This window comes from Cedecea sp., from assembly GCF_036500665.1.
GTDB lineage: Bacteria > Pseudomonadota > Gammaproteobacteria > Enterobacterales > Enterobacteriaceae > Cedecea.
Window position 1 is genome coordinate 191,094 of the sequence record NZ_DASYBS010000096.1, and the last position, 21,641, is coordinate 212,734.

General features: G+C 55.5%; 19 protein-coding genes and 3 tRNA genes. 9 read left to right on the forward strand and 13 right to left on the reverse strand.

Annotated elements, in window-relative coordinates:
- The first annotated feature begins 43 nt into the window (after positions 1-43).
- The 9 genes from csrA to VGM55_RS15825 all read left to right on the forward strand — a co-directional run bounded on the left by csrA (position 44) and on the right by VGM55_RS15825 (position 5,565).
- On the forward strand, positions 44-229 hold the full coding sequence (gene csrA, locus VGM55_RS15785; RefSeq protein WP_008458257.1) for a carbon storage regulator CsrA: 186 nt from the start codon (positions 44-46) through the stop codon (positions 227-229).
- 300 nt (positions 230-529) lie between these two features.
- Positions 530-622: transfer RNA gene (locus VGM55_RS15790), tRNA-Ser, on the forward strand.
- A gap of 4 nt (positions 623-626) precedes the next feature.
- Positions 627-703: transfer RNA gene (locus VGM55_RS15795), tRNA-Arg, on the forward strand.
- A 198-nt stretch (positions 704-901) separates the two neighbouring features.
- Positions 902-978, forward strand: a tRNA-Arg gene (locus VGM55_RS15800).
- 291 nt (positions 979-1,269) lie between these two features.
- Complete coding sequence (yqaB, locus tag VGM55_RS15805) at positions 1,270-1,836, forward strand: fructose-1-phosphate/6-phosphogluconate phosphatase (protein ID WP_154189601.1); 567 nt, start codon at positions 1,270-1,272, stop codon at positions 1,834-1,836.
- Positions 1,833-2,261 (forward strand): YqaA family protein, encoded by a 429-nt coding sequence (locus VGM55_RS15810; RefSeq protein WP_331635976.1) that lies wholly within the window; start codon positions 1,833-1,835, stop codon positions 2,259-2,261. Before yqaB ends, VGM55_RS15810 begins: the two co-directional genes overlap by 4 nt.
- A gap of 76 nt (positions 2,262-2,337) precedes the next feature.
- Positions 2,338-3,894: a glutamate--cysteine ligase gene (gene gshA / locus VGM55_RS15815; RefSeq protein WP_331635977.1), complete on the forward strand. Its 1,557-nt coding sequence runs from the start codon at positions 2,338-2,340 to the stop codon at positions 3,892-3,894.
- A 156-nt stretch (positions 3,895-4,050) separates the two neighbouring features.
- Positions 4,051-4,566, forward strand: coding sequence for an S-ribosylhomocysteine lyase (gene luxS / locus VGM55_RS15820; protein WP_008458247.1), 516 nt, complete (start codon positions 4,051-4,053; stop codon positions 4,564-4,566).
- A 234-nt stretch (positions 4,567-4,800) separates the two neighbouring features.
- The gene (locus tag VGM55_RS15825) at positions 4,801-5,565 is read left to right on the forward strand and encodes a helix-turn-helix transcriptional regulator (protein ID WP_331635978.1); all 765 of its coding nucleotides are present in this window, start codon (positions 4,801-4,803) and stop codon (positions 5,563-5,565) included.
- Here VGM55_RS15825 and leuA read toward each other — a convergent pair.
- The 13 genes from leuA to nrdH form a co-directional block, all read right to left on the reverse strand.
- Positions 5,562-7,223, reverse strand: a complete 1,662-nt coding sequence (gene leuA / locus VGM55_RS15830) for a 2-isopropylmalate synthase (RefSeq protein WP_331635988.1) — start codon at positions 7,221-7,223, stop codon at positions 5,562-5,564. The two genes, VGM55_RS15825 and leuA, sit on opposite strands and share 4 nt — an antisense overlap.
- Positions 7,224-7,363: 140 nt before the next feature.
- Positions 7,364-8,902 (reverse strand): multidrug efflux MFS transporter permease subunit EmrB, encoded by a 1,539-nt coding sequence (emrB, locus tag VGM55_RS15835; RefSeq protein ID WP_331635979.1) that lies wholly within the window; start codon positions 8,900-8,902, stop codon positions 7,364-7,366.
- 15 nt (positions 8,903-8,917) lie between these two features.
- The gene (emrA, locus tag VGM55_RS15840) at positions 8,918-10,090 is read right to left on the reverse strand and encodes a multidrug efflux MFS transporter periplasmic adaptor subunit EmrA (protein ID WP_154189582.1); all 1,173 of its coding nucleotides are present in this window, start codon (positions 10,088-10,090) and stop codon (positions 8,918-8,920) included.
- A gap of 135 nt (positions 10,091-10,225) precedes the next feature.
- The gene (gene mprA / locus VGM55_RS15845) at positions 10,226-10,756 is read right to left on the reverse strand and encodes a transcriptional repressor MprA (RefSeq protein ID WP_154189581.1); all 531 of its coding nucleotides are present in this window, start codon (positions 10,754-10,756) and stop codon (positions 10,226-10,228) included.
- A 445-nt stretch (positions 10,757-11,201) separates the two neighbouring features.
- Positions 11,202-12,380: an MFS transporter gene (locus VGM55_RS15850; protein WP_154189580.1), complete on the reverse strand. Its 1,179-nt coding sequence runs from the start codon at positions 12,378-12,380 to the stop codon at positions 11,202-11,204.
- Between the two features lie 206 nt (positions 12,381-12,586).
- Complete coding sequence (gene proX, locus VGM55_RS15855; RefSeq protein WP_154189579.1) at positions 12,587-13,579, reverse strand: glycine betaine/L-proline ABC transporter substrate-binding protein ProX; 993 nt, start codon at positions 13,577-13,579, stop codon at positions 12,587-12,589.
- A 55-nt stretch (positions 13,580-13,634) separates the two neighbouring features.
- A complete protein-coding gene (proW, locus tag VGM55_RS15860) occupies positions 13,635-14,714 on the reverse strand; it encodes a glycine betaine/L-proline ABC transporter permease ProW (RefSeq protein ID WP_154189578.1) in 1,080 nt (359 codons plus the stop codon).
- Positions 14,711-15,910, reverse strand: coding sequence for a glycine betaine/L-proline ABC transporter ATP-binding protein ProV (gene proV / locus VGM55_RS15865; RefSeq protein ID WP_154189577.1), 1,200 nt, complete (start codon positions 15,908-15,910; stop codon positions 14,711-14,713). Before proV ends, proW begins: the two co-directional genes overlap by 4 nt.
- Before the next feature lie 256 nt (positions 15,911-16,166).
- Positions 16,167-17,357 carry an alginate lyase family protein gene (locus VGM55_RS15870; RefSeq protein ID WP_331635980.1) on the reverse strand — a complete coding sequence of 397 codons (1,191 nt, stop codon included), beginning with the start codon at positions 17,355-17,357 and terminating at the stop codon, positions 16,167-16,169.
- A gap of 35 nt (positions 17,358-17,392) precedes the next feature.
- Positions 17,393-18,355 carry a class 1b ribonucleoside-diphosphate reductase subunit beta gene (nrdF, locus tag VGM55_RS15875; protein ID WP_154189575.1) on the reverse strand — a complete coding sequence of 321 codons (963 nt, stop codon included), beginning with the start codon at positions 18,353-18,355 and terminating at the stop codon, positions 17,393-17,395.
- Between the two features lie 34 nt (positions 18,356-18,389).
- Positions 18,390-20,534 (reverse strand): class 1b ribonucleoside-diphosphate reductase subunit alpha, encoded by a 2,145-nt coding sequence (gene nrdE / locus VGM55_RS15880; protein ID WP_331635981.1) that lies wholly within the window; start codon positions 20,532-20,534, stop codon positions 18,390-18,392.
- Positions 20,507-20,917 carry a class Ib ribonucleoside-diphosphate reductase assembly flavoprotein NrdI gene (gene nrdI / locus VGM55_RS15885; RefSeq protein WP_008458227.1) on the reverse strand — a complete coding sequence of 137 codons (411 nt, stop codon included), beginning with the start codon at positions 20,915-20,917 and terminating at the stop codon, positions 20,507-20,509. The genes nrdE and nrdI overlap by 28 nt, the downstream gene beginning before the upstream one ends.
- Positions 20,914-21,150, reverse strand: coding sequence for a glutaredoxin-like protein NrdH (nrdH, locus tag VGM55_RS15890; RefSeq protein ID WP_038479580.1), 237 nt, complete (start codon positions 21,148-21,150; stop codon positions 20,914-20,916). The genes nrdI and nrdH overlap by 4 nt, the downstream gene beginning before the upstream one ends.
- Between the last annotated feature and the right edge of the window lie 491 nt (positions 21,151-21,641).

Here is a 21,641-nt window from a genome sequence, read left to right on the forward strand (position 1 = left end):
ATACAGAGAGACCCGACTCTTTTAATCTTTCAAGGAGCAAAGAATGTTAATTCTGACTCGTCGAGTTGGTGAGACCCTTATGATTGGGGATGAGGTGACCGTGACTGTGCTTGGGGTAAAAGGTAACCAGGTCCGTATTGGTGTTAACGCCCCGAAAGAAGTCTCTGTGCACCGCGAAGAGATCTACCAACGTATCCAGGCTGAAAAATCCCAACAAACGAATTTCTAAAAATATCGCGTCTCGCTGGGCTACAGCGAGGCGCACCTCTCCTGCCGTTTCCTTTCTCTCTCCAATTAATACTCCTTTTAGCTCATTTATCGTCGGGCCGTTTCTGCATGCCTGGTGCCGTTTGCCTGTTGATAAAACACTCTTTTTGTCTCCAAATTACGCTAATCGAGTGTGATTTGTGCAATCGATAGCGAGTAGGGAAAAATTGTTTGACTTATAAGTCCCAGAAAGTAATATGTGCGCCACGCAGCGACGAGAAGCTCTTACGAGTAACTCGAAGCACTCGAAAGAGGCGTGTGTGGTGAGGTGGCCGAGAGGCTGAAGGCGCTCCCCTGCTAAGGGAGTATGCGGTCAAAAGCTGCATCCGGGGTTCGAATCCCCGCCTCACCGCCATTTTGCATCCGTAGCTCAGCTGGATAGAGTACTCGGCTACGAACCGAGCGGTCGGAGGTTCGAATCCTCCCGGATGCACCATTTCCCCCGAGTCATTAGCAATGACAGTGTGACAGAGAAAGTTGATTTCTCCGCCAGCACCAGGGAGGATAACGTTGCTTCAGCAACGGCCCTTTAGGGCGAGCCTTCGGCGAGTCATCCTCCCGGATGCACCATCTTCTTCGCTGTTACCTGTGATATCAGGCAGCAACGAATCAGCAGTAAAGCAGTAATCCCGATGCATCCGTAGCTCAGCTGGATAGAGTACTCGGCTACGAACCGAGCGGTCGGAGGTTCGAATCCTCCCGGATGCACCATTTTCTTCCCAGTCATCAGCGATGACGGTGTGACAGAGAAAGTGAATTTCTCCGCCAGCACCAGGGGGGATAACGTTGCTTCAGCAACGGCCCTTTAGGGCGAGCCTTCGGCGAGTCATCCTCCCGGATGCACCATATCTCCTCTGTACGTCTTTTGAAATTTCCCATCGGCATCTCTATTCTCCAATTTTTAATACTCCTTTTTCGCAACGCCCCCCAGACCACAGACAGCGACAATTTCAGCCATTTACGCTAAAGTAACGCCTCGACATTCAGCGAAGTGAGGGTGAGATGTACGATCGCTATGATGGTTTAATCTTTGATATGGACGGCACGATTCTCGATACGGAGCCGACTCACCGCAAAGCCTGGCACGAAACGCTTGGCCGCTATGGTATGAGCTTCGACGAGCAGGCGATGGTTGCCCTGAACGGTGCGCCAAGCTGGAAAATTGCCGCCGCTATTATTGAAAGCCACAATGCCGATCTCGATCCTCACAGCCTGGCAGCCGAAAAAACCGCTGCTGTACGCGCGATGTTGCTCGATACCGTGCGCCCGCTGCCGCTGATTGACGTGGTGAAAGCGTGGCATGGTCGTCGCCCTATGTCGGTCGGTACGGGCAGCGAAAGCGATATCGCTGAAGCCCTGCTTAAGCATCTGGGTCTTCGCCACTATTTTGCGGCGGTCGTGGCAGCAGATCATGTTAAACACCATAAGCCTGCACCTGATACCTTCTTACGCTGCGCCGAGCTGATGGGCGTGGCACCACAGAAATGCGTGGTGTTTGAAGATGCAGACTTTGGTCTCCAGGCTGCACACAGTGCGGGAATGGACGCCGTAGACGTGCGTTTGCTGTGAGCGACGCGCTGTCGCTCCTGTCACTGTTCACCAGCAGCTTTCTGAGTGCCACTCTGCTGCCGGGCAGCTCAGAAGCCGTTCTGGTAGCGTTGCTGGTTGCCGGTAGCGGTCCGGTATCGCTTCTTGTGATAATAGCAACAATCGGTAATAGCCTTGGCGGTATGACTAACGTTATTCTGGGGCGCTTTTTCCCGCAGCGTATACACTCTCGCTGGCAGGGAAAAGCGACCGACTGGTTGACTCGTTTTGGCCCAGCCACGTTGTTACTGAGCTGGATGCCGCTGATAGGCGATCTGTTGTGCCTGCTGGCAGGGTGGTTACGCCTGAGCTGGGGGCCGGTGATATTCTTTTTATGCCTTGGCAAAGCGCTACGCTACATCGTTGTCGCGGCTGCAACGGTACAAGGCATGGCGTGGTGGCACTAATTGCGTGGGATGAGTCTTCATCACCGGCGAAAACAATTATGCTTATTAAAATAAATTCGACAGGCGGGAGGTCAATTTGATCCCGGACGTATCACAGGCATTGGCCTGGCTGGAAAAGCACCCTGAAGCAGTAAAAGGCATTTGCCGTGGTCTTGAGCGTGAAACACTGCGCGTGACGCCAGAAGGCGATCTGGCCACCACCGGGCACCCGGAAAGCCTTGGTTCAGCGTTTACTCATAAATGGATTACCACGGACTTCGCAGAAGCCCTCCTGGAATTTATTACCCCGGTTGATGGTGACATTGACCATATGCTGACTTTTCTGCGCGACGTTCATCGCCATACGGCCCGTGAGCTGGGCGAGGAGCGCATGTGGCCGTTGAGTATGCCGTGCTATATCGACGACGGTCAGAACATCGAGCTGGCGCAGTACGGCTCTTCTAACGCGGGCCGTTTTAAAACGCTCTACCGAGAAGGGTTGAAAAACCGCTATGGCGCGCTCATGCAGACCATCTCCGGCGTGCATTACAACTTTTCTCTGCCGATGGCTTTCTGGCAGGCAAAGTGCGGCGTAGAGGATGCTGAAAGCGGCAAAGAGGCGATTTCTGCCGGCTACTTCCGCCTGATCCGCAACTATTACCGCTTTGGTTGGGTTATTCCTTACCTGTTCGGTGCTTCTCCGGCTATCTGCTCTTCGTTCCTGCAGGGCAAAGAGAGCGCTTTACCGTTTGAGAAAACCGAATGCGGCATGTATTACCTGCCGTATGCCACTTCGCTGCGTTTGAGCGATCTGGGCTACACCAACAAGTCGCAGAGCAATCTGGGCATTACCTTCAACGATCTAAACACCTATGTCGATGCGCTGAAGCGGGCGATTAAAACCCCGTCGGAAGAGTACGCTAAAATTGGTTTGATGAAGGACGGCAAACATTTGCAGCTCAACACTAACGTGCTGCAAATTGAAAACGAACTCTATGCGCCGATTCGTCCAAAACGCGTGACGCGTGACGGCGAATCTCCGTCGGATGCGCTGCTGCGCGGCGGCATCGAGTATATCGAAGTGCGTTCGCTGGATATTAACCCGTTCTCACCAATAGGCGTGGACGAGCAGCAGGTTCGTTTTCTCGATCTGTTTATGATTTGGTGCGTGCTGGCCGATGCGCCGGAGATGAGCAGCGACGAGCTGCTGTGTACCCGCACCAACTGGAATCGCGTGATTCTGGAGGGGCGTAAGCCAGGGCTGACTCTGGGCATTGGCTGTGAAACGGCACAACATCCGCTGTCAAAAGTGGGTAAAGACCTGTTTGCTGACCTGCGCCGCGTGGCGGAAACGCTCGACGGCATGACCGACAGCCAGGAATACCAGCAGGTTTGCGACCAGCTGGTTGCCAGCTTTGACGATCCGGAATTAACGTATTCAGCGCGTATTTTGCGTTCTATGATTGATAACGGGATTGGCGGCACCGGCCTGGCGCTGGCCGAGCAATACCGTCAGCAGCTGGTTCAGGAACCGTTGGAAATTTTAACCGCGGATGCGTTGCAGAAGGAGCATGATGTTTCGTGGCAGCGTCAGCGGGATATCGAAGCGGCGGATACAGAGTCGTTTGATAGCTGGCTTGAGAAGAAGGCCTGACAAAAAAGAAAATGGCCACATACTTGTGGCCAAATATTCATCTCTGAATAACAGGGATGATGATAACAAATGCGCGTCTTTCACATACTCAGACTCGCGTGCGTAAAAATAGTTTCAATTATTTTAAAAAAAAATCATTTTATCGGAGGTGACCAGATGCCGTTGTTGGATAGCTTCACAGTCGACCATACCCGTATGGGTGCGCCAGCCGTTCGTGTAGCCAAAACTATGCACACGCCACACGGTGACACTATTACGGTGTTTGACCTGCGCTTTTGTGTCCCGAACAAGGAAGTGATGCCGGAAAAAGGGATCCATACGCTGGAGCACCTGTTCGCCGGTTTTATGCGTGACCACCTGAACGGGAACGGTGTTGAGATTATCGACATCTCCCCAATGGGCTGCCGCACCGGGTTCTACATGAGCCTGATCGGCGTTCCGGCAGAGCAGCGCGTAGCGGATGCCTGGAAAGCGGCAATGCAGGACGTGCTGAAAGTGAAAGAGCAGAACCAAATCCCTGAGCTGAACGTTTACCAGTGTGGGACGTATCAGATGCACTCTCTGCAGGAAGCGCAGGATATTGCGCGCCACATCATCGAGCATGGCGTTAGCGTCAACAGCAACGATGAGCTGGCTCTGCCGAAAGAGAAGCTGCAGGAGCTGCACATCTAGCGGTGTGCCAGCAGCAAAAAGGAGCCTTATGGCTCCTTAGTTTAGTGGCAAACAGCCGAAAAACGTGGTTTTCGACTGTTTGGGGTAACCCAGGAACATCATTCGTTGTTTCTGTCTGGTCCTGGTTAGGGCTTTGAGTCGAATGAACCCTGCCAGCAGCAAAAAGGAGCCTTATGGCTCCTTTTTTTACGCCTGCCGTATGCTATCGTCATCTTTTTGCTCGCGAAATAAACTATGTCCACCAGCCTGCAGTTCAGCTTTGCCACGCGCCCGCTGGTTCCCTTTGCCCATGACTATACTCATGGCGCAACGGAGCCGTGGCACAGTCATGACTGTGCGCAGCTGCTGCATACGCTGAGCGGGGTGGTGCGAGTCGAAACCGGGCAGGGGATTTGGGTTGTTCCGCCAGGGCGCGGCGTCTGGTTGCCGGCGGGGACTCAGCACCGCCTACAAATCACCGGCAACGTGGCGGCGCGCACGCTGTTTATCGACCCGTTCGCGCGTGCTGATCTGCTTGCTGTTTGCCAGGTTGTGCAGATCTCGACTTTACTGCGCGAGCTGATTATCACCTCGCTCCAGCTGCCGGAGGCGTACCCGGCGGGAAGCCGGGCGGAGCGGATTTATGAGCTGATCCTCGATGAAATCAGAGCGATCGCCGTGCTGCCATTTAATCTTCCTGAGCCGCAATCTCCCGGCCTGCTGGCTTTATGCCGGCAGATTCAGGCCGAGCCCGGTAAGCCATGGACAAACGCGCTGGCCGCTGAGCGGCTTAACGTCAGTGAACGAACGCTGCTGCGCCATTTTCGCCAGCAAACGGGGCTGGCGTTTAGCGAATGGCTGCGTAGGGCAAGACTGATGGAAGCCCTCAACCGCCTTGCCCTGGGGCAGTCCGTGCTGCGCGTTGCGCTGGATCTGGGGTATGAAAGCCACAGCGCCTTTAGCGCCATGTTTCGCCGTACGCTCGGCGTATCACCGAGCGATTACTTCTCCTCCGACTAACCCGCCGGCAGCGCATTTAGCAGCGCCTGGAGTGAAGCGCGCGAGACGTCGTTATCGATGCCGGTTCCCCAGCGGCTCATGCCTTGCTTAAAGGTACAGCGGATATAGGCTGCCGATCGGCTTTCGCTATGCCTGCCTAACGTATGCTCATGATAATCCTCAATAGAAAACGCCAGAGCAAAGCGAGACTTGATGGCGTCCGCTGCAGCGGAGAGTAAACCGTTGCCTGTGCCTTGCAGAGTGATAACGCCGTCCTGCGTCTGAACGCGGGCCCAAAGCTGAAGCGAGCCATCGGCATGGCTCTCCGTCCGGTAATCCAGCAACTGGCGTGGGGCGGTTTGATGCGGGCCATAAAGCTCGCGGAACAGCTGCCACAGGGCGCTCAGCGTCATCTCACTGCCGTCTCTGTCGGTTTGCGCCTGCACGTGGCGGCTAAAGTCCTGCTGTAAACTGCGCGGCAGCACCAGGCCGTGGTTTTGCTCCAGCATCCAGGCGGCACCGCTTTTCCCGGACTGGCTGTTGACGCGGATTACCGCCTCATAGCTGCAGCCAATATCATTCGGGTCAACGGGAAGATAGGGCATCTCCCACAACGCTGAACTGGATTCTCCACGCGCGGTAAAACCTTTCTTGATGGCATCCTGATGTGAGCCAGAAAAGGCGGTAAACGCGAGCTTCCCTGCATAGGGATGGCGCGGATGTACCGGTAATTGATTGCATTGCTCGACCAGTTCAACCACCTGCTTCATATCGCTGAAGTCCAGCTGCGGTGAAATCCCCTGGCTATAAAGGTTCATCGCCAGCGTGACCTGGCAGACGTTGCCGGTGCGCTCCCCGTTGCCGAACAGGCAGCCTTCAACCCGATCCGCTCCGGCAAGAATGGCAAGCTCGACGCTGGCAACGCCGCTGCCGCGATCGTTGTGTGGATGCACGCTGATACAGACCGCATCGCGGCGGGAGAAATGGCGGCAGAAATACTCAATCTGATCGGCATAGACGTTGGGGGTGTTCACCTCCACGGTAGCGGGCAGATTGATAATCATTGGGCGCTCGGGCGAGGGCTCCCAGACGTCTGCCACCGCCTCACAAATTTGCAGGGCAAACTCTGGCTCGGTAAAGCAAAAGGTTTCCGGGGAATATTCATATCGCCAGCGCGTCTGTGGATTTGCCTCGCACAGCGTTCGCACCTGGCGCGTGGCGGTCACCGCCAGTTGAATAATCTCTTCTTTACTCTGGCGGAATACCAGCTTGCGGAACAGCGGCGCCGTGGCGTTGTACAGGTGCACAGTCGCGCTGTGGGCCCCTTCCAGCGCGGCAAAGGTACGCTCAATAAGGTCGTTGCGCGCCTGGGTCAGCACCTGGATGGTTACGTCTTCGGGAATACGATTTTCTTCAATCAGTTGACGCACAAACTGAAAGTCGGTTTCTGAGGCGGAAGGGAAGGCGACCTCTATCTCTTTAAAACCGCACTTCAGCAGCAAATCCCAGAAGCGCAGCTTGCGTGCGGCGTCCATCGGCTCGGCCAGGGCCTGATTGCCGTCGCGCAGGTCGGTGGAGAGCCAGCGGGGAGCCTGCGTCAGGGTTTTGTTCGGCCACTGCCGGTCTGGTAGTTGAATCGGCGCATGGGCGAGGTATTTTTGCGATGGGTTGGTCAGCATCAGGATTCTCCAGGTCATGAGGTCTGTTTATCCTGGAGAAGAACGACGTTTGATACTGGCGCAAAGCTGACAACCTGTATGGCGAAACCGCCAGGTTCGGGCAAAGAAAAAGGAGCCCGAAGGCTCCTTTATAAAGTGTTCTAGTGCGCGCCACCGCCTCCGCCGCCCGCCCCGAAAGGCGGTTTGGCAAACCACACCAGCCCAAGCAGCAGAATAAACACCCCTGCCGAGAACCAGAAAATCTCGTTGGCGGAGATGATCAGCCCCTGGTTGGTTATCTGCTGGGCAATGTAGCCGGAAGCCTGCTGCTGCGACATGCCTAAGCCCTGAAGCTGGTTATAGGTTTCAACCGAGTTCGGGTTAAACGGCGTTATCGACTCCGTCAGCTGCGCATGGTGCAGCGACTCACGGTTCGTCCACAGCGTGGTGGTTATCGAAGTGCCAATCGAACCCGCCAGCGTACGGGTGAAGTTCGACAGGCTCGACGCCGCGGCAAGGCGCTCCGGCGGCAGGCCAGACAGAGTTATTGTGGTCAGCGGCATGAAGAAGCACGCCACCGCAAAGCCCTGAATAAACTGTGGCCAGGCCGATGCGGCAAAGTCCATCCCCGGCTCAAAGGTATACGCGCGCCAGTAGAAGCACACCGCATACATAATGAAGCTGAAGGTCACCAGCCGGCGCATATCGAGCTTGTGCGCGAAGCGGCCGATAATCGGCGACAGTAGCACCGGGATTATCCCGACAGGCGCAGACGCAAGCCCGGCCCAAGTCGCGGTATAGCCGTACACTTCCTGCAACAGCTGCGGCAAGAGCACAATCGCGCCGAAATAGAGCATGTAGGCGAGACTGATACACAGGCAGCCGATGGTAAAGTTTCTCGACTTAAACAACGACAGGTCGACTATCGGGTTATCGTCGGTCAGCTCCCAAACAATCAGGAAGCTGATGGTGACCACCGCCACGACCGTCAGCACGATGATTTCCGTCGAGTTAAACCAGTCCAGCTCTTTACCGCGGTCGAGCATGATCTGCAGGCTACCAATCCCCAATACCAGCAACGCCAGCCCAATGCCGTCAATGCGGCGCTGCTCGGTGCGGGTTTCGCGGCCTCGCAGGGCCTGCAGACCCATCAGCACCACGACAATGCCGATCGGCACGTTGATGAAGAAGATCCAGCCCCAGTGATAGTTATCGCTGATGTAGCCGCCCAGGATCGGGCCACAAATCGGCGCCACGATAACCGTCATCGACCACAGCGCCAGCGCAATGCTGCGTTTGGCGGGAGGATAGTTGCTCAGCAACAGGCTCTGCGACAGCGGGATCAGCGGCCCGGCAACGATCCCCTGGATAACGCGGAAGAAGATAAGCATCGTCAGGCTGTTCGACATGCCACACGCCCAGGAGGCGATAGCAAACAGCACGGTTGACCACAGGAACAGCCTCACTTCCCCGAAGCGTTTTGCCAGCCAGCCGGTTATCGGGATTGAGATGGCGTTGGCTACCCCAAACGAGGTGATAACCCATGTCCCCTGGCTCAGGGATGAGCCCAGGTTGCCGGCAATGGTCGGGATAGCCACGTTAGCGATGGTGGAGTCCAGCACCTGCATAAAGGTCGCCAGCGACAGGGCGATGGTCATAATGACCAGCTGGGCGCCTTCTAGCGGTTTTTGTTGTGCCATACACCCTCCGCTTTATTAACCCGCATTGGCCTGAATAATCTGGTCAATAAGCTGGTTAGCCGGCGTCAGATTCAGCTCGCGGGCGTTACTTTCGTAAACCGGCGTGGTGCGGGTCTGGGATGACAGCACGCTCCCGTCGCGGTTGCTGGTATCGACGTTCACCAGCGTGGACAGGCCGATACGCAGCGGATGCTGTTCCACCTGTTTGGCGTCCAGTTCGATACGAACCGGCAGGCGCTGAACCACTTTGATCCAGTTCCCGGTGGCGTTCTGCGCTGGCAGCAGCGAGAAGGCGCTGCCGGTGCCCATATCCAGGCCGACAACTTTACCGGTGTACTTCACTTCGTCGCCGTAGATATCGCTGACGATGGTTGCCGACTGCCCAATGCGCATATGCGCCAGCTGGGTTTCTTTAAAGTTAGCGTCCACCCACATCCCGCTGGCCGGCACGATGGCCATCAGCGCCGTGGACGGACTAATTTGGGCGCCAACCTGCACGGCACGGCGGGAAACATAGCCGGTCATCGGGCTGACGATGGTGGTGCGCTGCAGCGCCATCCAGCTGTTACGGACTTCGGTGGCCGCCTGCTGAACGGCAGGCTGCTCTTCCAGTTTGGTGCCGAGGATCATCGCCTGGTTGGCGTTGTATTGTTGCACCGCCACGTCTAACTGAGCCTGAGCGCTGGTGACTGCATCACGGGCGTGCTGCAGCTCTTCACGGCCAATCAGGTTGGCGCTGCCCAGCGGAATACGGCGGTTCAGGTCGCTTTGTGCCTGCGCGAGCGCCGTTTTTTGCAGTTCGATGTTCGCCTGATACTGCTTGCTGTTGATCATCAGCTGGCGAGTCTGGCGCACGCTTGAGGCCAGCTGGGTTTTGGCCTTCTCAAACGCCTGCTCGGCATCAGCACCGTCGAGGCTGACCAGTACATCACCCTGTTTTACAAAATCGGTATTGTCTGCCCAGACTTTGGTCACGCTACCGGAGACCTGAGCCATGATCTGTACCTGGTTTCCTGCCACATAAGCATCATCGGTCTCTTCAAAGTGACGCAGCACCAAAAACCAATAGATCCCATATGCCACAGCAATAATGACAAAGAGCAAGGTCAACAAGATCAGGGCACTCTTACGTTTGCCTTTCTTGTTAGCCGGTTGCTGCGGGGCTTGAGTCTCCGCATTCGCGCTCATGCTAATCTCCACCTGTTTATTATTATTTCCGGTCAGCTGAGCCGACCTGTTAGACCTGACAGGCCAGCAAGGAGATTGCTGGCCTGAGAGTAGTTGTGAAATCGGATTGTAGTCGGACGTGCAGACGGTGAAAGCTTAGCTCAGCGCTTCGAGGATCACTTTGTCCTCTTCCATCTGGTCGAGGCGGTTGAGCAGCTTACGGGTGATCGTTTCCAGCTGCGCTTTTTCGTCGGCGTCGAGCGCAGACCACAGCTGATGCAGGCAGTTATGCTGCGGCGGCAGCACCTGACGCAGGAATTCGTGACCTTTTTCGGTCAAATGCAGATGCAGGCAGCGGCGATCGTTATCGCTTTCACGGCGTTCGATCCAGCCGCGTTTTTCGAGTTCATCGGCAATACGCGTTGCGTTTGTGCGGGACGATCCCAGCGCACAGCTCAGCTCTGAAGGCTGAATGCTGTGGTTTTCCTGGGACTCCAGCGTAATGAGCGCCATGAATAAGGTTTCGTTGATCCCCTGCGCCTTCAGCATCTTATTGCGGTTTTCCAGCAGTTTACCCTGCATGTGCATACAAAGACGCGTTAACAGAACTTCCTGGTACGGGAATTCCTGGTAACGTTTGGCGCGGAACTTCAGCATTTGTTCTATGGGCGTGAACGAACTATCCATTTTGGCATAACCTCATTAGTTGCAGCCGATATAGTAACGATGGTGACAAATAAAGTAAATGCATTATTTATACGTTTATATACGTTTATATACGTTTGGTTGATGCCACCATCGGCGTAAACCACGCTGAGCCATAGCCCAGAGCGCTAAGCAGCGTGGAGGAAGAAAATGGGTTTCGAGTGGGGTAACGGCATTTAGCGGCATCGAAGCCGGAGGCTAATGCCTTGACGATAGGAGGGGTAGCGATTGGAAAGCTGCTTTTCAGTCTTACGAACAGTGCCACGCTGCGGTGATTGTCGGCTGAAACAGTTGCGGGTCTATCCATATACGGTGTTAATAAATAACCTGCGTTAATGTCACTCGAATTAGTAAACGGGGACAACCTTAACAGACTGTCCCCGCTATTACATCTTCAATTTCCCTTACGGACGGCGGTGAAAACCCGCTAATCGGCCTGCCGCTGGTATCCCCGCCACCACACTACCAAATTTAGTAGGGCAACGCTGGCACCGGCGATACACACGCCATTCCACCCTGCATGCTGGTAAGCGCTGGCTGAAATTAATGACCCGGCTGCGCCGCCGATGAAGTAGCTGGTCATGTAGCCGGCGGTCAATCGGTTACGTGCTTCCGGCATCATGCGGTAAATCAGACTTTGGTTGGTGATGTGGACACCCTGAACGGTCAGGTCCAGCACCAGGATGCCAACAATCAACGCGATGGCGGAGAACTGACCGAAGGCGATTGCAATCCATGAGAGCAACAGCAACAGCAGGCCAATGGTGGTGGTGTGGTGACCTTTGCCCTTGTCAACCAGCCCGCCAGCGGGGCGAGCACCCAGTGCGCCCGCGGCGCCTGCAAGACCGAACAGGCCGATAACGCCTTCGGAATAGTTAAACGGCGGTGAGGCCAGCAGGAAGGCCATTGACGTCCAGAGGATGCTGAAGTTGGCGAAGGTCAGGCAGCCCAGCAGGGCGCGGGTGCGCAGCAGGCTGTTTTTAATAAACAGGCTAAAGATAGACGTCAGCAGCTGCGGGTAGTTGAGATGGCTTTCCTGCTTCACCTGCGGCAGCCCGCGCCACAGGGCAAGTGCCATCAGGGCCATTAGTACGCTGGCTACCCAATATACGGTACGCCAGCCGCCAAGGCTTGCCAGCAAACCGGCCACGGTTCGCGCCAGCAGAATGCCAAGCAGCAGTCCGCTCATGATCGTCCCGACAACTTTACCGCGTTTTTCCGGTGCCGCAAGCGTTGCGGCGAACGGCACGAGGATTTGAGCAACCACGGAAAAGAGCCCGGTCAGCGCGGTGCCCATAATCATCATCCACAGGGACTGGCTGGTGGCGGTGATCAGCATCCCGCCTGCCGCAAGCAGCGTCATAAAAACGATGAGCCCGCGGCGCTCGAACATATCCCCAAGCGGTACCAGCAGCAGCAGGCCAGCCGCGTAGCCAAGTTGGGCTGTGGTCACGATGAAACCGGCCTGGTTTACCGAAAGTGAAAAGGCGGTGGCGATGGTATCGAGCAGCGGTTGCGCATAGTAGTTGCTGGCAACGGCGAGGCCGGTCGCGATGGACATCAGAACGATCAGCGCCGGGCTGAGTTCATGCGTATTGTTTTTCATTATTATCTTCAACTTGCCAAAGAGAGGTCTGAATAATAGCGAAAAATGATGTCAGCAGTAGGGAAGGCGGGTGTCGGATCGTGCGGTTATTGACCCTCACCCCGGCCCTCTCCCTGGAAGGGAGAGGGGAAAAGAAGGAGAAGAGAAAAGATGTTTGTCTGTTTATCTTCCCTTCCTTCTGGGGAGAGGGTTAGGGTGAGGGGCGTTTATTTCGCCGCCAGCGCCTCTTTCACCCAGCCGTCAAACTGCGCCTGGTGTGCCTTGATCCAACCGTCAACGTGGCCGTTAATGTCGTCTTCGGAAGACTTACCGTTATGCATCATTGCATTCTGGGCATTAATATCCGTCAGCGGCAGTTTCATGACGGCAAACAGTTTTGCAGCCTGCGGATTGTTCTCGGCCCATGCCTTGTTGGCAACAATATGCATGGTGTTCACCGGGAAGCCGTAGTTCGCACCGTTAGGCAGTTTAGTGTCGATATCCTTCTGCTCGCCCGGCAGAGAAGAGAACGGCACCTGCAGCCACACCACGTCTTTACCCGGTTTCAGCACATCGCTCACCCAGTACGGCGTCCAGGTGTAGTACAGCACCGGTTTGCCCTCTTTAAAGCGAGCAATGGTATCGGCCATCATCGCCGAATAGTTGCCGTGGTTAACGGTGACGGTATTAGCAAGTTTATAGGCTTCGTTCTGGTGGTTAATTACCGCTTCGCAGCCCCAGCCCGGCGTGCAGCCCATCATGTCGGCTTTGCCGTCGCCGTTGCTGTCGAAGAGTTTGGCAATTTTCGGATCTTTAAGCTGTTCAATATTGGTGATGTGATACTGGTCAGCGGTTTTTTTATCGATAAGGTAACCCTGAGCCGCGCCGGTCACAAAGGTGCCTTCGCGATAGAATTTCTTGTCACCGCCCGCGGCTGCGTACATATCGTCATGCAGCGGCTGCCAGTTGACGGCGGTAAAGGTGGCGTCGCCGGAGGCGATAGAAGTGTAGCCGACGTTGTAGTCCACTTCGCTTGGCTTGTTAACGGTGTAGCCCATTTTTTCCAGCGCGCGGCTGACCAGCAGCGTCTGGAAGGTTTCTTCGGATATGGTGCTCTGGATTGGCTGAACGGTGATGCCTTTGCCCGGCAGGTCTGCCGCAAAAGCGCTGGTGGTAACGAGTGTCGCAAGGGCTGTGGCTAAAATAGCGTTGTGTCGCATCGTTATTCCTTTTAATAGTGATGGGGCGAGGGGCGGCCTGAGGCCGCCGCCAGGCTTATTTAATGAAGGGACGGGTCAGCAGACCCAGCGGGCCGGTGGTGTACCAGCGGCGGTTGCCACGGGAGCGTGAATCACGCCCGATGGACTGGGTCAGACGGTCGAGGATAATGGCAAGGATAACAATCCCCACGCCACCGACCGTCGCCAGACCCATATCGAGACGGCCAATGCCGCGCAGAACCATCTGACCCAGGCCGCCGACGGCGATCATCGAGGCGATAACAACCATCGACAGCGCCAGCATCAGGGTCTGGTTAACCCCGGCCATGATGGTCGGCATCGCCAGCGGCAGCTGTACTTTGAACAGCATCTGATGCGGGCTGGCCCCGAACGAACGGGCTGCCTCGACCAAATCTTCCGGCACCTGTTTAATACCGAGGATCGTCAGGCGCACAATCGGTGGCAGAGCGAAGATAATCGTTACGACCACGCCCGGCACGTTGCCGATGCCGAAGAGCATTACGATGGGCACCAGGTAGACGAACGCCGGCGTCGTCTGCATCGCATCCAGCAGCGGGCGAATAATCTTCGCCGCCCGTTCGCTACGCGCCAGCCAGATACCCAGCGGCAGACCGATAACCATACAGAACAGCAGGGCGGTCAGCACCAGCGCCAGCGTGACCATGGCCTGGGACCAGGCGCCAATCGCGCCAATGGCAACCAGGGAAACAAGCGTGGCGACGCCCATGCTGAGGCTGGACATCTGCCAGGCGATCAGCGCAAAAATGATAATCGCCACCGGAGCAGGCATGCCTAACAGCAGCTGCTGGAAGCCGCTAAGAATGTAATCCACCGGCACGCGGATCCCCTGGAAAACCGGGCGGAAGTGGGTGACCACCCAGTCGATCCCCTGCGTTACCCAGCTGTCGAGCGGGATCAGCGTTTTGTGGAACGGATCGAGAATACTAAAATGCTCAGGCGCCGCCGCCGGCGCGGAGTTCAGCCAGTCGGCACCCCCGCTGGTAGCCGCGTCCGACGCCGGTGCGCCCCATGCGTCTGCCGAACTTGCTGCCTGATTGGTTGCGGCGTCGGTCGCCGCGCTGCCGGTATCCCACGGATTAGTTGCGTCACTCATTGATTTGTCCCCTCACGATCTAATGCCTGAAGCAGTACCCCTTTTGAGATGATGCCCACGTACTGCCCCTCTTCACTGACCACCGGCACCGCGCACGGAGCCTGGCCGACATGAGAGAGCAGATCGCTCAGTGAGGTTTCGGCGGAAACCGCCTCCGGAGAAGCCAGGAACGCATTATCCAGGCCTTCACCCGCAGCCAGCGCCGCTTTCAGCGAGTCGGTGGAGACAATGCCGAGAAATTTCTGTCCACGTTCAATGACATAGCCATATTCGCGGTCATCATCCTGCAGCAGCTTAAGCGCCGAGCGTGGTCCAAAGCCTGTGGTTTTACGCAGCAGGCCAGCCGGGCTACGGCGGGCAATATCTTTGGCGCTAAACACCTGGCTGATGTCTACGCCGCGGAAGAAGGTGCGCACATAGTCATTGGCCGGATTATTAAGAATTTCATCCGGCGTGCCGACCTGCACCACTTCACCGCCCTGCATAATGGCAATGCGGTCGCCAATACGCATGGCTTCATCAAGATCGTGGGAAATAAACACGATGGTGCGCTGATGTTTTGCCTGTAGCTTAATTAATTCGTCCTGCATTTCAGTACGGATTAACGGATCGAGGGCCGAGAAGGCTTCATCCATCAGCAAAATATCCGGATTAATTGCCAGCGCACGGGCTAAACCAACGCGCTGCCGCATACCGCCGGAGAGTTCATCGGGATAAGCGTTCGCGTAATTCTCAAGCCCAACCTGACGCAGGGCATCCAGCGCTTTTTCCTGGCGCTCTTTGACCGGCATTCCGGCGAGTTCCATGCCGAATGCGGTATTATTTAACACCGTCATATGCGGCATGAGAGCAAATGACTGGAAGACCATTGAGATCTTATTTTTGCGCACCTCACGGAGTTCAGGTTCTGATATTTTTGCAATATCAATACCGTCAATCAGTACCTGTCCGCGGGTAGGTTCAATCAGGCGATTGAGAAGGCGAACCATGGTGGATTTCCCTGAGCCGGATAACCCCATGATGACAAAAATCTCGCCTTCTTCAATGGCCAGACTGGCGTCTTTTACGCCAAGCGACAGACCCGTTTTTTCCAGTAATTCGCTCTTGGAAATGCCTTTTTCGATGTATTTGAATGCGCGCTGTGGATGTTCGCCAAATACTTTATATAAATTCTTTACTTCTAATTTAATTGCCATGCAATAAACAGCTTCCTGTATTTGATTTATTTATAGATGATTCCTGGTGGAAATATTGACCTGTATATACCCTAACATACTAAGAATCTGAGGCAACCCTCGGTTTTGTGATGTGAAAATATCCGCGCGCTCATTGTGGGTGAAGTTTCCCATGAGCGCTGGGCTGAGCGCGAATTAATGCGGTGCGATATTTTTTTGTCAATGAGGGAAATGTTTGGCCTGAATGGAGATAATTCAGGCCAAAATGACAAGAATATTACGGAGAGGATATTAAATTTATAACGGCCGTTTTATTGCGGTTGCGTAGCCATTTGGTCTTTTCCTGAAGGGTATTATTTTCCCGCCATATATGTGCTGCGGTGACGATACTTTCCAGCGCTTCATCAGGCTTAAAAGGCTCGATATTTGGATAGGGCCACGGTTTTTGGCTATCGACAAACTGCGCAATATACAGGTAGCCATTTTGCAGGCTGTGCTCGCCGCTTTTCGCCTGCCAGACGTTAACGCCGACCTTATCACCGAGCACTCCCAACGGGTTCCAGGCATCAAGAATAAAGTTGCTGTAATGCCAGGATCGCGTGCGGCCAATTTCCGTTACCGGCACGCCGTTTGCGTCAAACTGTACCGGCACACGCTCTGTAGCCGAAATCAGTCGCTGTTTTGCTGCGTTTTTATCCCCCAGCCACAGGGCGATCGCGGCGGCCTGAACGTCATACCAGGTGCCGTGGTTATTTTCAGCGGCGGCCTCTTTTTTGCCGTTTTCGCTGGTGGTGAGCCACTGATAATAGTCGCGATACCACTGCCTGAGGCCGCGCCAGGTTTTATCGTCCAGCTGGCCACCGTCATGCAGCAGCTCAATCGCATCAATAACCCGGACTAAACCCCGGCCATCAAGAATGCCCGTACCGCGTACGCCTTTCCGCCCTGGAATGCTCTGGGCGTTGGCGAGGTTGGGGGTCATTCTGGTGTCCGGCGTAATAAACCAGTTCACTAACTGCTGCCGGGCTTTTTCTGCGTATGCCGTCTTACCGGAAAGTTGCCATGCCAGCGCCAGGTTCCAGACATCATCAACCATGCCGTTCAGCCGCGCTTTATCGCTTTGCTTGCCTACGGCGGCAGGGTTTATCTGACCATCTTTTCGCACCCACGGCAGGCCGTCGGGGGTTTTGGGGTCAGGCCACCAGTAGTCCGAAAAGCTGTAATATTCATGAGGATCGCCCGCCGGAGAGCCGGGGCTTTTTTGGGTGATGCTGTAGAGCGGATGAATAAGCGCCTGGTCAGCTTTATGCTGAAGCGCTCGCCAGGCGGGCATGAGATCGGGGTTTTGCTGGCTAATCTCTTGCTTACTGTGCGCAAGCTGTTCCATATCCAGCAGCAGCGGTGCGCTAAAGGCTAACGGTGCGCTGCCGCAGAGCAGCGCGAAAAGAGAAACACGAAATAACGACATAGGCCACCTCGCAAAAATACTCAGCGGCCAGACTACTAGAAATCCCAGTCTTCGTCCTCGGTTTCTACGGCTTTACCCATCACGTAAGAAGAGCCCGAGCCGGAGAAGAAATCGTGGTTCTCATCGGCATTCGGCGACAGCGCGGCGAGGATGGCCGGGTTAACTTCCGCCATTTCTGCCGGGAACAGCGCCTGGTAACCCAGGTTCATCAGCGCCTTGTTGGCGTTGTAGCTCAGAAATGCTTTCACCTCGTCTTCCCAGCCCAGCTCGCGGTAGAGCGTTTCGCTGTACGCCAGCTCGTTATCGTAGAGATCCATCAGCAGGTCGAGGGCAAAATTTTGCAGCTCGGTCTGGCGTTCTGCACTTTGCTGCGCCAGCGCTTTCTGATACTTGTAGCCGATGTAATAGCCGTGCACCGCCTCGTCGCGAATGATGAGCCGGATGAGATCGGCGGTGTTGGTCAGCTTGCCACGGCTGGAGTAATACATCGGCAGCCAGAAGCCGGAATAGAACAGGAATGACTCGAGGAACACGCTGGCAATCTTCTTTTTCAGCGGATCGTTGTCCCGGTAATGTCCCAGAATAATCGCGGCTTTACGCTGCAGGGCTTCGTTCTGCTCGCTCCAGTCGTAGGCGGCGTCCACGTCTTTGGTCTGGCAGAGCGTGGAGAATATAGAACTGTAGGAGCGGGCGTGCACCGCCTCCATAAAGCTGATGTTCGACATTACCGCCTCTTCGTGCGGGGTCAGTGAATCGGCCATTAGCGCGGGGGCGCCTACAGTATTCTGAATGGTGTCCAGCAGCGTCAGCCCGGTAAACACACGGATAACGAGCTGCTGTTCCTGGCCGCTGAGCGATTGCCAGGCCGGAATGTCGTTAGAGAGCGGCACCTTCTCCGGCAGCCAGAAGTTGCTGGTCAGGCGGTTCCAGACCTCGAGGTCTTTCTCGTCCTCGATTTTGTTCCAGTTGATGGCGCTTACGCGCGTCAGTTGCGTCATTTTCTTTCCTTGTACTTTCGCGTGGTACTTCGCGTTATAGCGCGCAGGACACGCAGCCCTGCACCTCGGTGCCTTCCAGCGCCAGCTGCCGCAGACGAATGTAATAGAGCGTCTTAATGCCTTTCTTCCAGGCATAAATTTGCGCTTTATTAATGTCGCGGGTGGTGGCGGTATCGCGGAAGAACAGCGTCAGCGAAAGCCCCTGGTCAACGTGTCGGGTGGCCTCAGCGTAGGTGTCGATGATTTTTTCCGGGCCGATGTCGTAGGCGTCCTGATAAAACTCAAGATTGTCGTTGGTCATAAACGGCGCGGGGTAGTACACGCGTCCGGTTTTGCCCTCTTTGCGGATCTCAATTCGCGACACAATCGGGTGAATGCTCGAGGTTGCGTGGTTGATATAAGAGATAGATCCCGTCGGCGGGATAGCCTGCAGATTCTGGTTATACAGGCCGTATTCGCGCACGTCGTCGCAGAGCTGCTGCCATTGCTCACGCCCCGGAATGGCGATGCCCGCCCGGGCAAATAACGCCCGGACTTTCTCCGTTTTCGGCTCCCACACCTGCTCCAGGTAATGACGGAAGTATTCGCCGCTGGCATAGCGGGATTGTTCAAAGCCTGCGAAACGCTGGTTCCGCTCACGGGCTAATGCGTTGGAAGCACGAAGCGCGTGCCAGGTGATGGTGTAGAAATAGATGTTGGTAAAATCCAGCCCTTCAGGAGAGCCATAGGCGATGCCTTCGCGCGCCAGATAGCCGTGGAGGTTCATTTGCCCCAGGCCAATGGCGTGGGAGGCGGCATTACCCACCTCAATCGATGGCACCGAGCGAATGTGGCTCATGTCCGACACCGCCGTCAGGCCGCGAATGGCCGTGTCTATCGTGCGGCCAAAATCCGGTGAGTCCATGGTATGGGCGATGTTCAGCGAGCCGAGGTTGCAGGAGATATCTTTGCCAGTCTGCGCGTAATCGAGGTTTTCGTCATAGCTCGAGGCGCTGTTCACCTGCAAAATTTCCGAGCACAGGTTGCTCATGTTGATACGCCCGGCAATTGGATTCGCCCGGTTGACCGTGTCCTCAAACATGATGTACGGGTAGCCTGACTCAAACTGGATCTCCGCCAGCGTTTGGAAGAAATCACGGGCGTTAATCCAGCTTTTACGGATACGGTCGTCGTCCACCATTTGCTGATAAAGATCGTTGACGCTGATGTCGCCAAACGGTTTGCCGTAGATTCGCTCTACGTCATAAGGCGAAAACAGCGCCATCTGCTGATTGGTTTTGGCGAGCTGGAAGGTGATATCCGGGATCGTGACGCCAAGCGACAGCGTTTTAATACGGATTTTTTCGTCGGCGTTTTCCCGCTTGGTATCGAGGAAACGCAGGATATCCGGGTGGTGAGCGTTCAGGTAAACCGCGCCTGCGCCCTGGCGAGCGCCAAGCTGATTGGCGTAGGAAAACGCGTCTTCCAGCATTTTCATTACCGGGATCACGCCCGATGACTGGTTTTCAATGCGTTTGATGGGCGCCCCTGCTTCACGCAGGTTGGAGAGCAGGAACGCTACGCCGCCGCCGCGCTTGGAAAGCTGAAGCGCAGAGTTAACCGCGCGGCCAATCGACTCCATATTGTCTTCGATACGCAGCAGGAAACAGGAAACCAGCTCTCCCCGCTGCTTCTTGCCGCAGTTGAGGAAGGTCGGCGTGGCGGGCTGAAAACGGCCGCTTAGCATCTCGTCCATCAGGCGTGCGGCGAGTGGCTCGTCCCCCTGGGCGAGAGTCAGCGCCACCATGCAAACGCGATCCGGAAAATGTTCCAGATACTGTTTCCCGTCCCAGGTTTTCAGCGTGTAGCTGGTGTAATACTTCCACGCGCCTAAAAAGGTCTGAAACTGGAAGCCGCTGCCGTGGGCGCGGTCAAACAGTTCAAGGACGAACTGGCGGGAGTAGCGGGTCAGCACGGCTTCGTCGTAATACTGCTCGGTAACCAGGTAATCCAGCTTTGCCTGCAGGTTGGGGAAGCTGACGGTGCGTGGCAGCACATGCTGCTCGAAGAAGCTGGCTACGGCCTGTTTGTCTTTATCAAACTGGATATTTCCCTCTTTGTCATAGAGGTTGAGCATGGCGTTGAGCGCGTGGTAGTCCACGCTCTCCGTCGCTAAACGGACTGCTTCTGTCGTTGCCAAAATTCGCTTACTCCCTTACGCACGTTGTCGATGTCTTGCGGGGTGCCCAATAGCTCAAAACGGTAGAGGTAGGGCACCTGGCATTTTTGTGAAATGACGTCCCCGGCCCGGCAAAACCCTTCGCCAAAGCTGCGGTTGCCGCTGGCAATCACGCCGCGGATCAGCGCGCGATTGTTCGGGTTGTTCAGAAAGCGGATCACCTGAGGCGGTACCGCTCCGGCAATGCCGCCGCCGCCATAGCTGGGCACGATTAAAATGTAGGGTTCCGTCACTTCCAGGCGCGCTTTGACTTCCAGAGGAATGCGCAAGGCGGGCAACCCAAGGCGTTCGATAAAACGCAGGGTGTTTTCCGACTCGCTGGAGAAGTAGACGAGGGTGCTCATACGCTGGCGGCAACGCAGAGGCGATTGATCATATCCGGGCGAAAGCCGCTCCAGCTTTCCGCTTCGGTGACCACCACCGGCAGCTGGCGAAATCCTTTGGCTCTCAGGTCATCTGCCGCTTCCGGATTGAGGTCGAGATTGATCATCTCGAAGGCAAAACCGCGGCTCTCCATTGCCCGTTTTGTGGCATGGCACTGAACACAATCATCTTTAGTGTAAATAGTAATGCGCATGATTCGTATTTCCCTTTAGAATAATGGAACGCCGCAGTTTGCTGCCCACGGGTGGTGTGTTCTTACTGAGAGAAATACTAGATGTTGATTTAAAAATTTGCAACCACGCAACATATGGTGTTTTTGATGAATTCTGTAGGGGGGGAAGCGAGGCGGAGAGTTTTATCTAGCGCCTTTTCTGATGCTTGAAAGCTGCTTTTTCATCACAACCAGGCTTTGTATATGAACTAACGGCGGATATTCCGTTCACTTTCAGCTCTGTTTTATATGCAGCCACCGTACCGGTGAACGTCTCAGGGGAGCCACCGTCGCTCCCCTAAGAACCCGGACTCCCGGCGAAATAAATCGACCGCTGAAGCGGCAGACCTCCGTTTTATCTCCCAGTCCTGGGTCGGCTGAGATGCGTTCCCGACGCTCTCAGCCTCCGGCCGTTCCCGAGGCCCGGACCCTGGCCAGTCGGAGAGAAAACCGAGGCGATTTAAGCCGGAACC

Coding starts and splice junctions, on each gene's coding strand:
- leuA (WP_331635988.1), bottom strand. CDS start 7,223: ATGCTGACCAACCCATCGCAAAAATACCTCGCCCATGCGCCGATTCAA.
- yqaB (WP_154189601.1), top strand. CDS start 1,270: ATGTACGATCGCTATGATGGTTTAATCTTTGATATGGACGGCACGATT.
- VGM55_RS15850 (WP_154189580.1), bottom strand. CDS start 12,380: ATGAAAAACAATACGCATGAACTCAGCCCGGCGCTGATCGTTCTGATG.
- emrB (WP_331635979.1), bottom strand. CDS start 8,902: ATGGCACAACAAAAACCGCTAGAAGGCGCCCAGCTGGTCATTATGACC.
- emrA (WP_154189582.1), bottom strand. CDS start 10,090: ATGAGCGCGAATGCGGAGACTCAAGCCCCGCAGCAACCGGCTAACAAG.
- proV (WP_154189577.1), bottom strand. CDS start 15,910: ATGGCAATTAAATTAGAAGTAAAGAATTTATATAAAGTATTTGGCGAA.
- VGM55_RS15825 (WP_331635978.1), top strand. CDS start 4,801: ATGTCCACCAGCCTGCAGTTCAGCTTTGCCACGCGCCCGCTGGTTCCC.
- nrdH (WP_038479580.1), bottom strand. CDS start 21,150: ATGCGCATTACTATTTACACTAAAGATGATTGTGTTCAGTGCCATGCC.
- nrdI (WP_008458227.1), bottom strand. CDS start 20,917: ATGAGCACCCTCGTCTACTTCTCCAGCGAGTCGGAAAACACCCTGCGT.
- VGM55_RS15870 (WP_331635980.1), bottom strand. CDS start 17,357: ATGTCGTTATTTCGTGTTTCTCTTTTCGCGCTGCTCTGCGGCAGCGCA.
- nrdF (WP_154189575.1), bottom strand. CDS start 18,355: ATGACGCAACTGACGCGCGTAAGCGCCATCAACTGGAACAAAATCGAG.
- mprA (WP_154189581.1), bottom strand. CDS start 10,756: ATGGATAGTTCGTTCACGCCCATAGAACAAATGCTGAAGTTCCGCGCC.
- csrA (WP_008458257.1), top strand. CDS start 44: ATGTTAATTCTGACTCGTCGAGTTGGTGAGACCCTTATGATTGGGGAT.
- luxS (WP_008458247.1), top strand. CDS start 4,051: ATGCCGTTGTTGGATAGCTTCACAGTCGACCATACCCGTATGGGTGCG.
- proW (WP_154189578.1), bottom strand. CDS start 14,714: ATGAGTGACGCAACTAATCCGTGGGATACCGGCAGCGCGGCGACCGAC.
- proX (WP_154189579.1), bottom strand. CDS start 13,579: ATGCGACACAACGCTATTTTAGCCACAGCCCTTGCGACACTCGTTACC.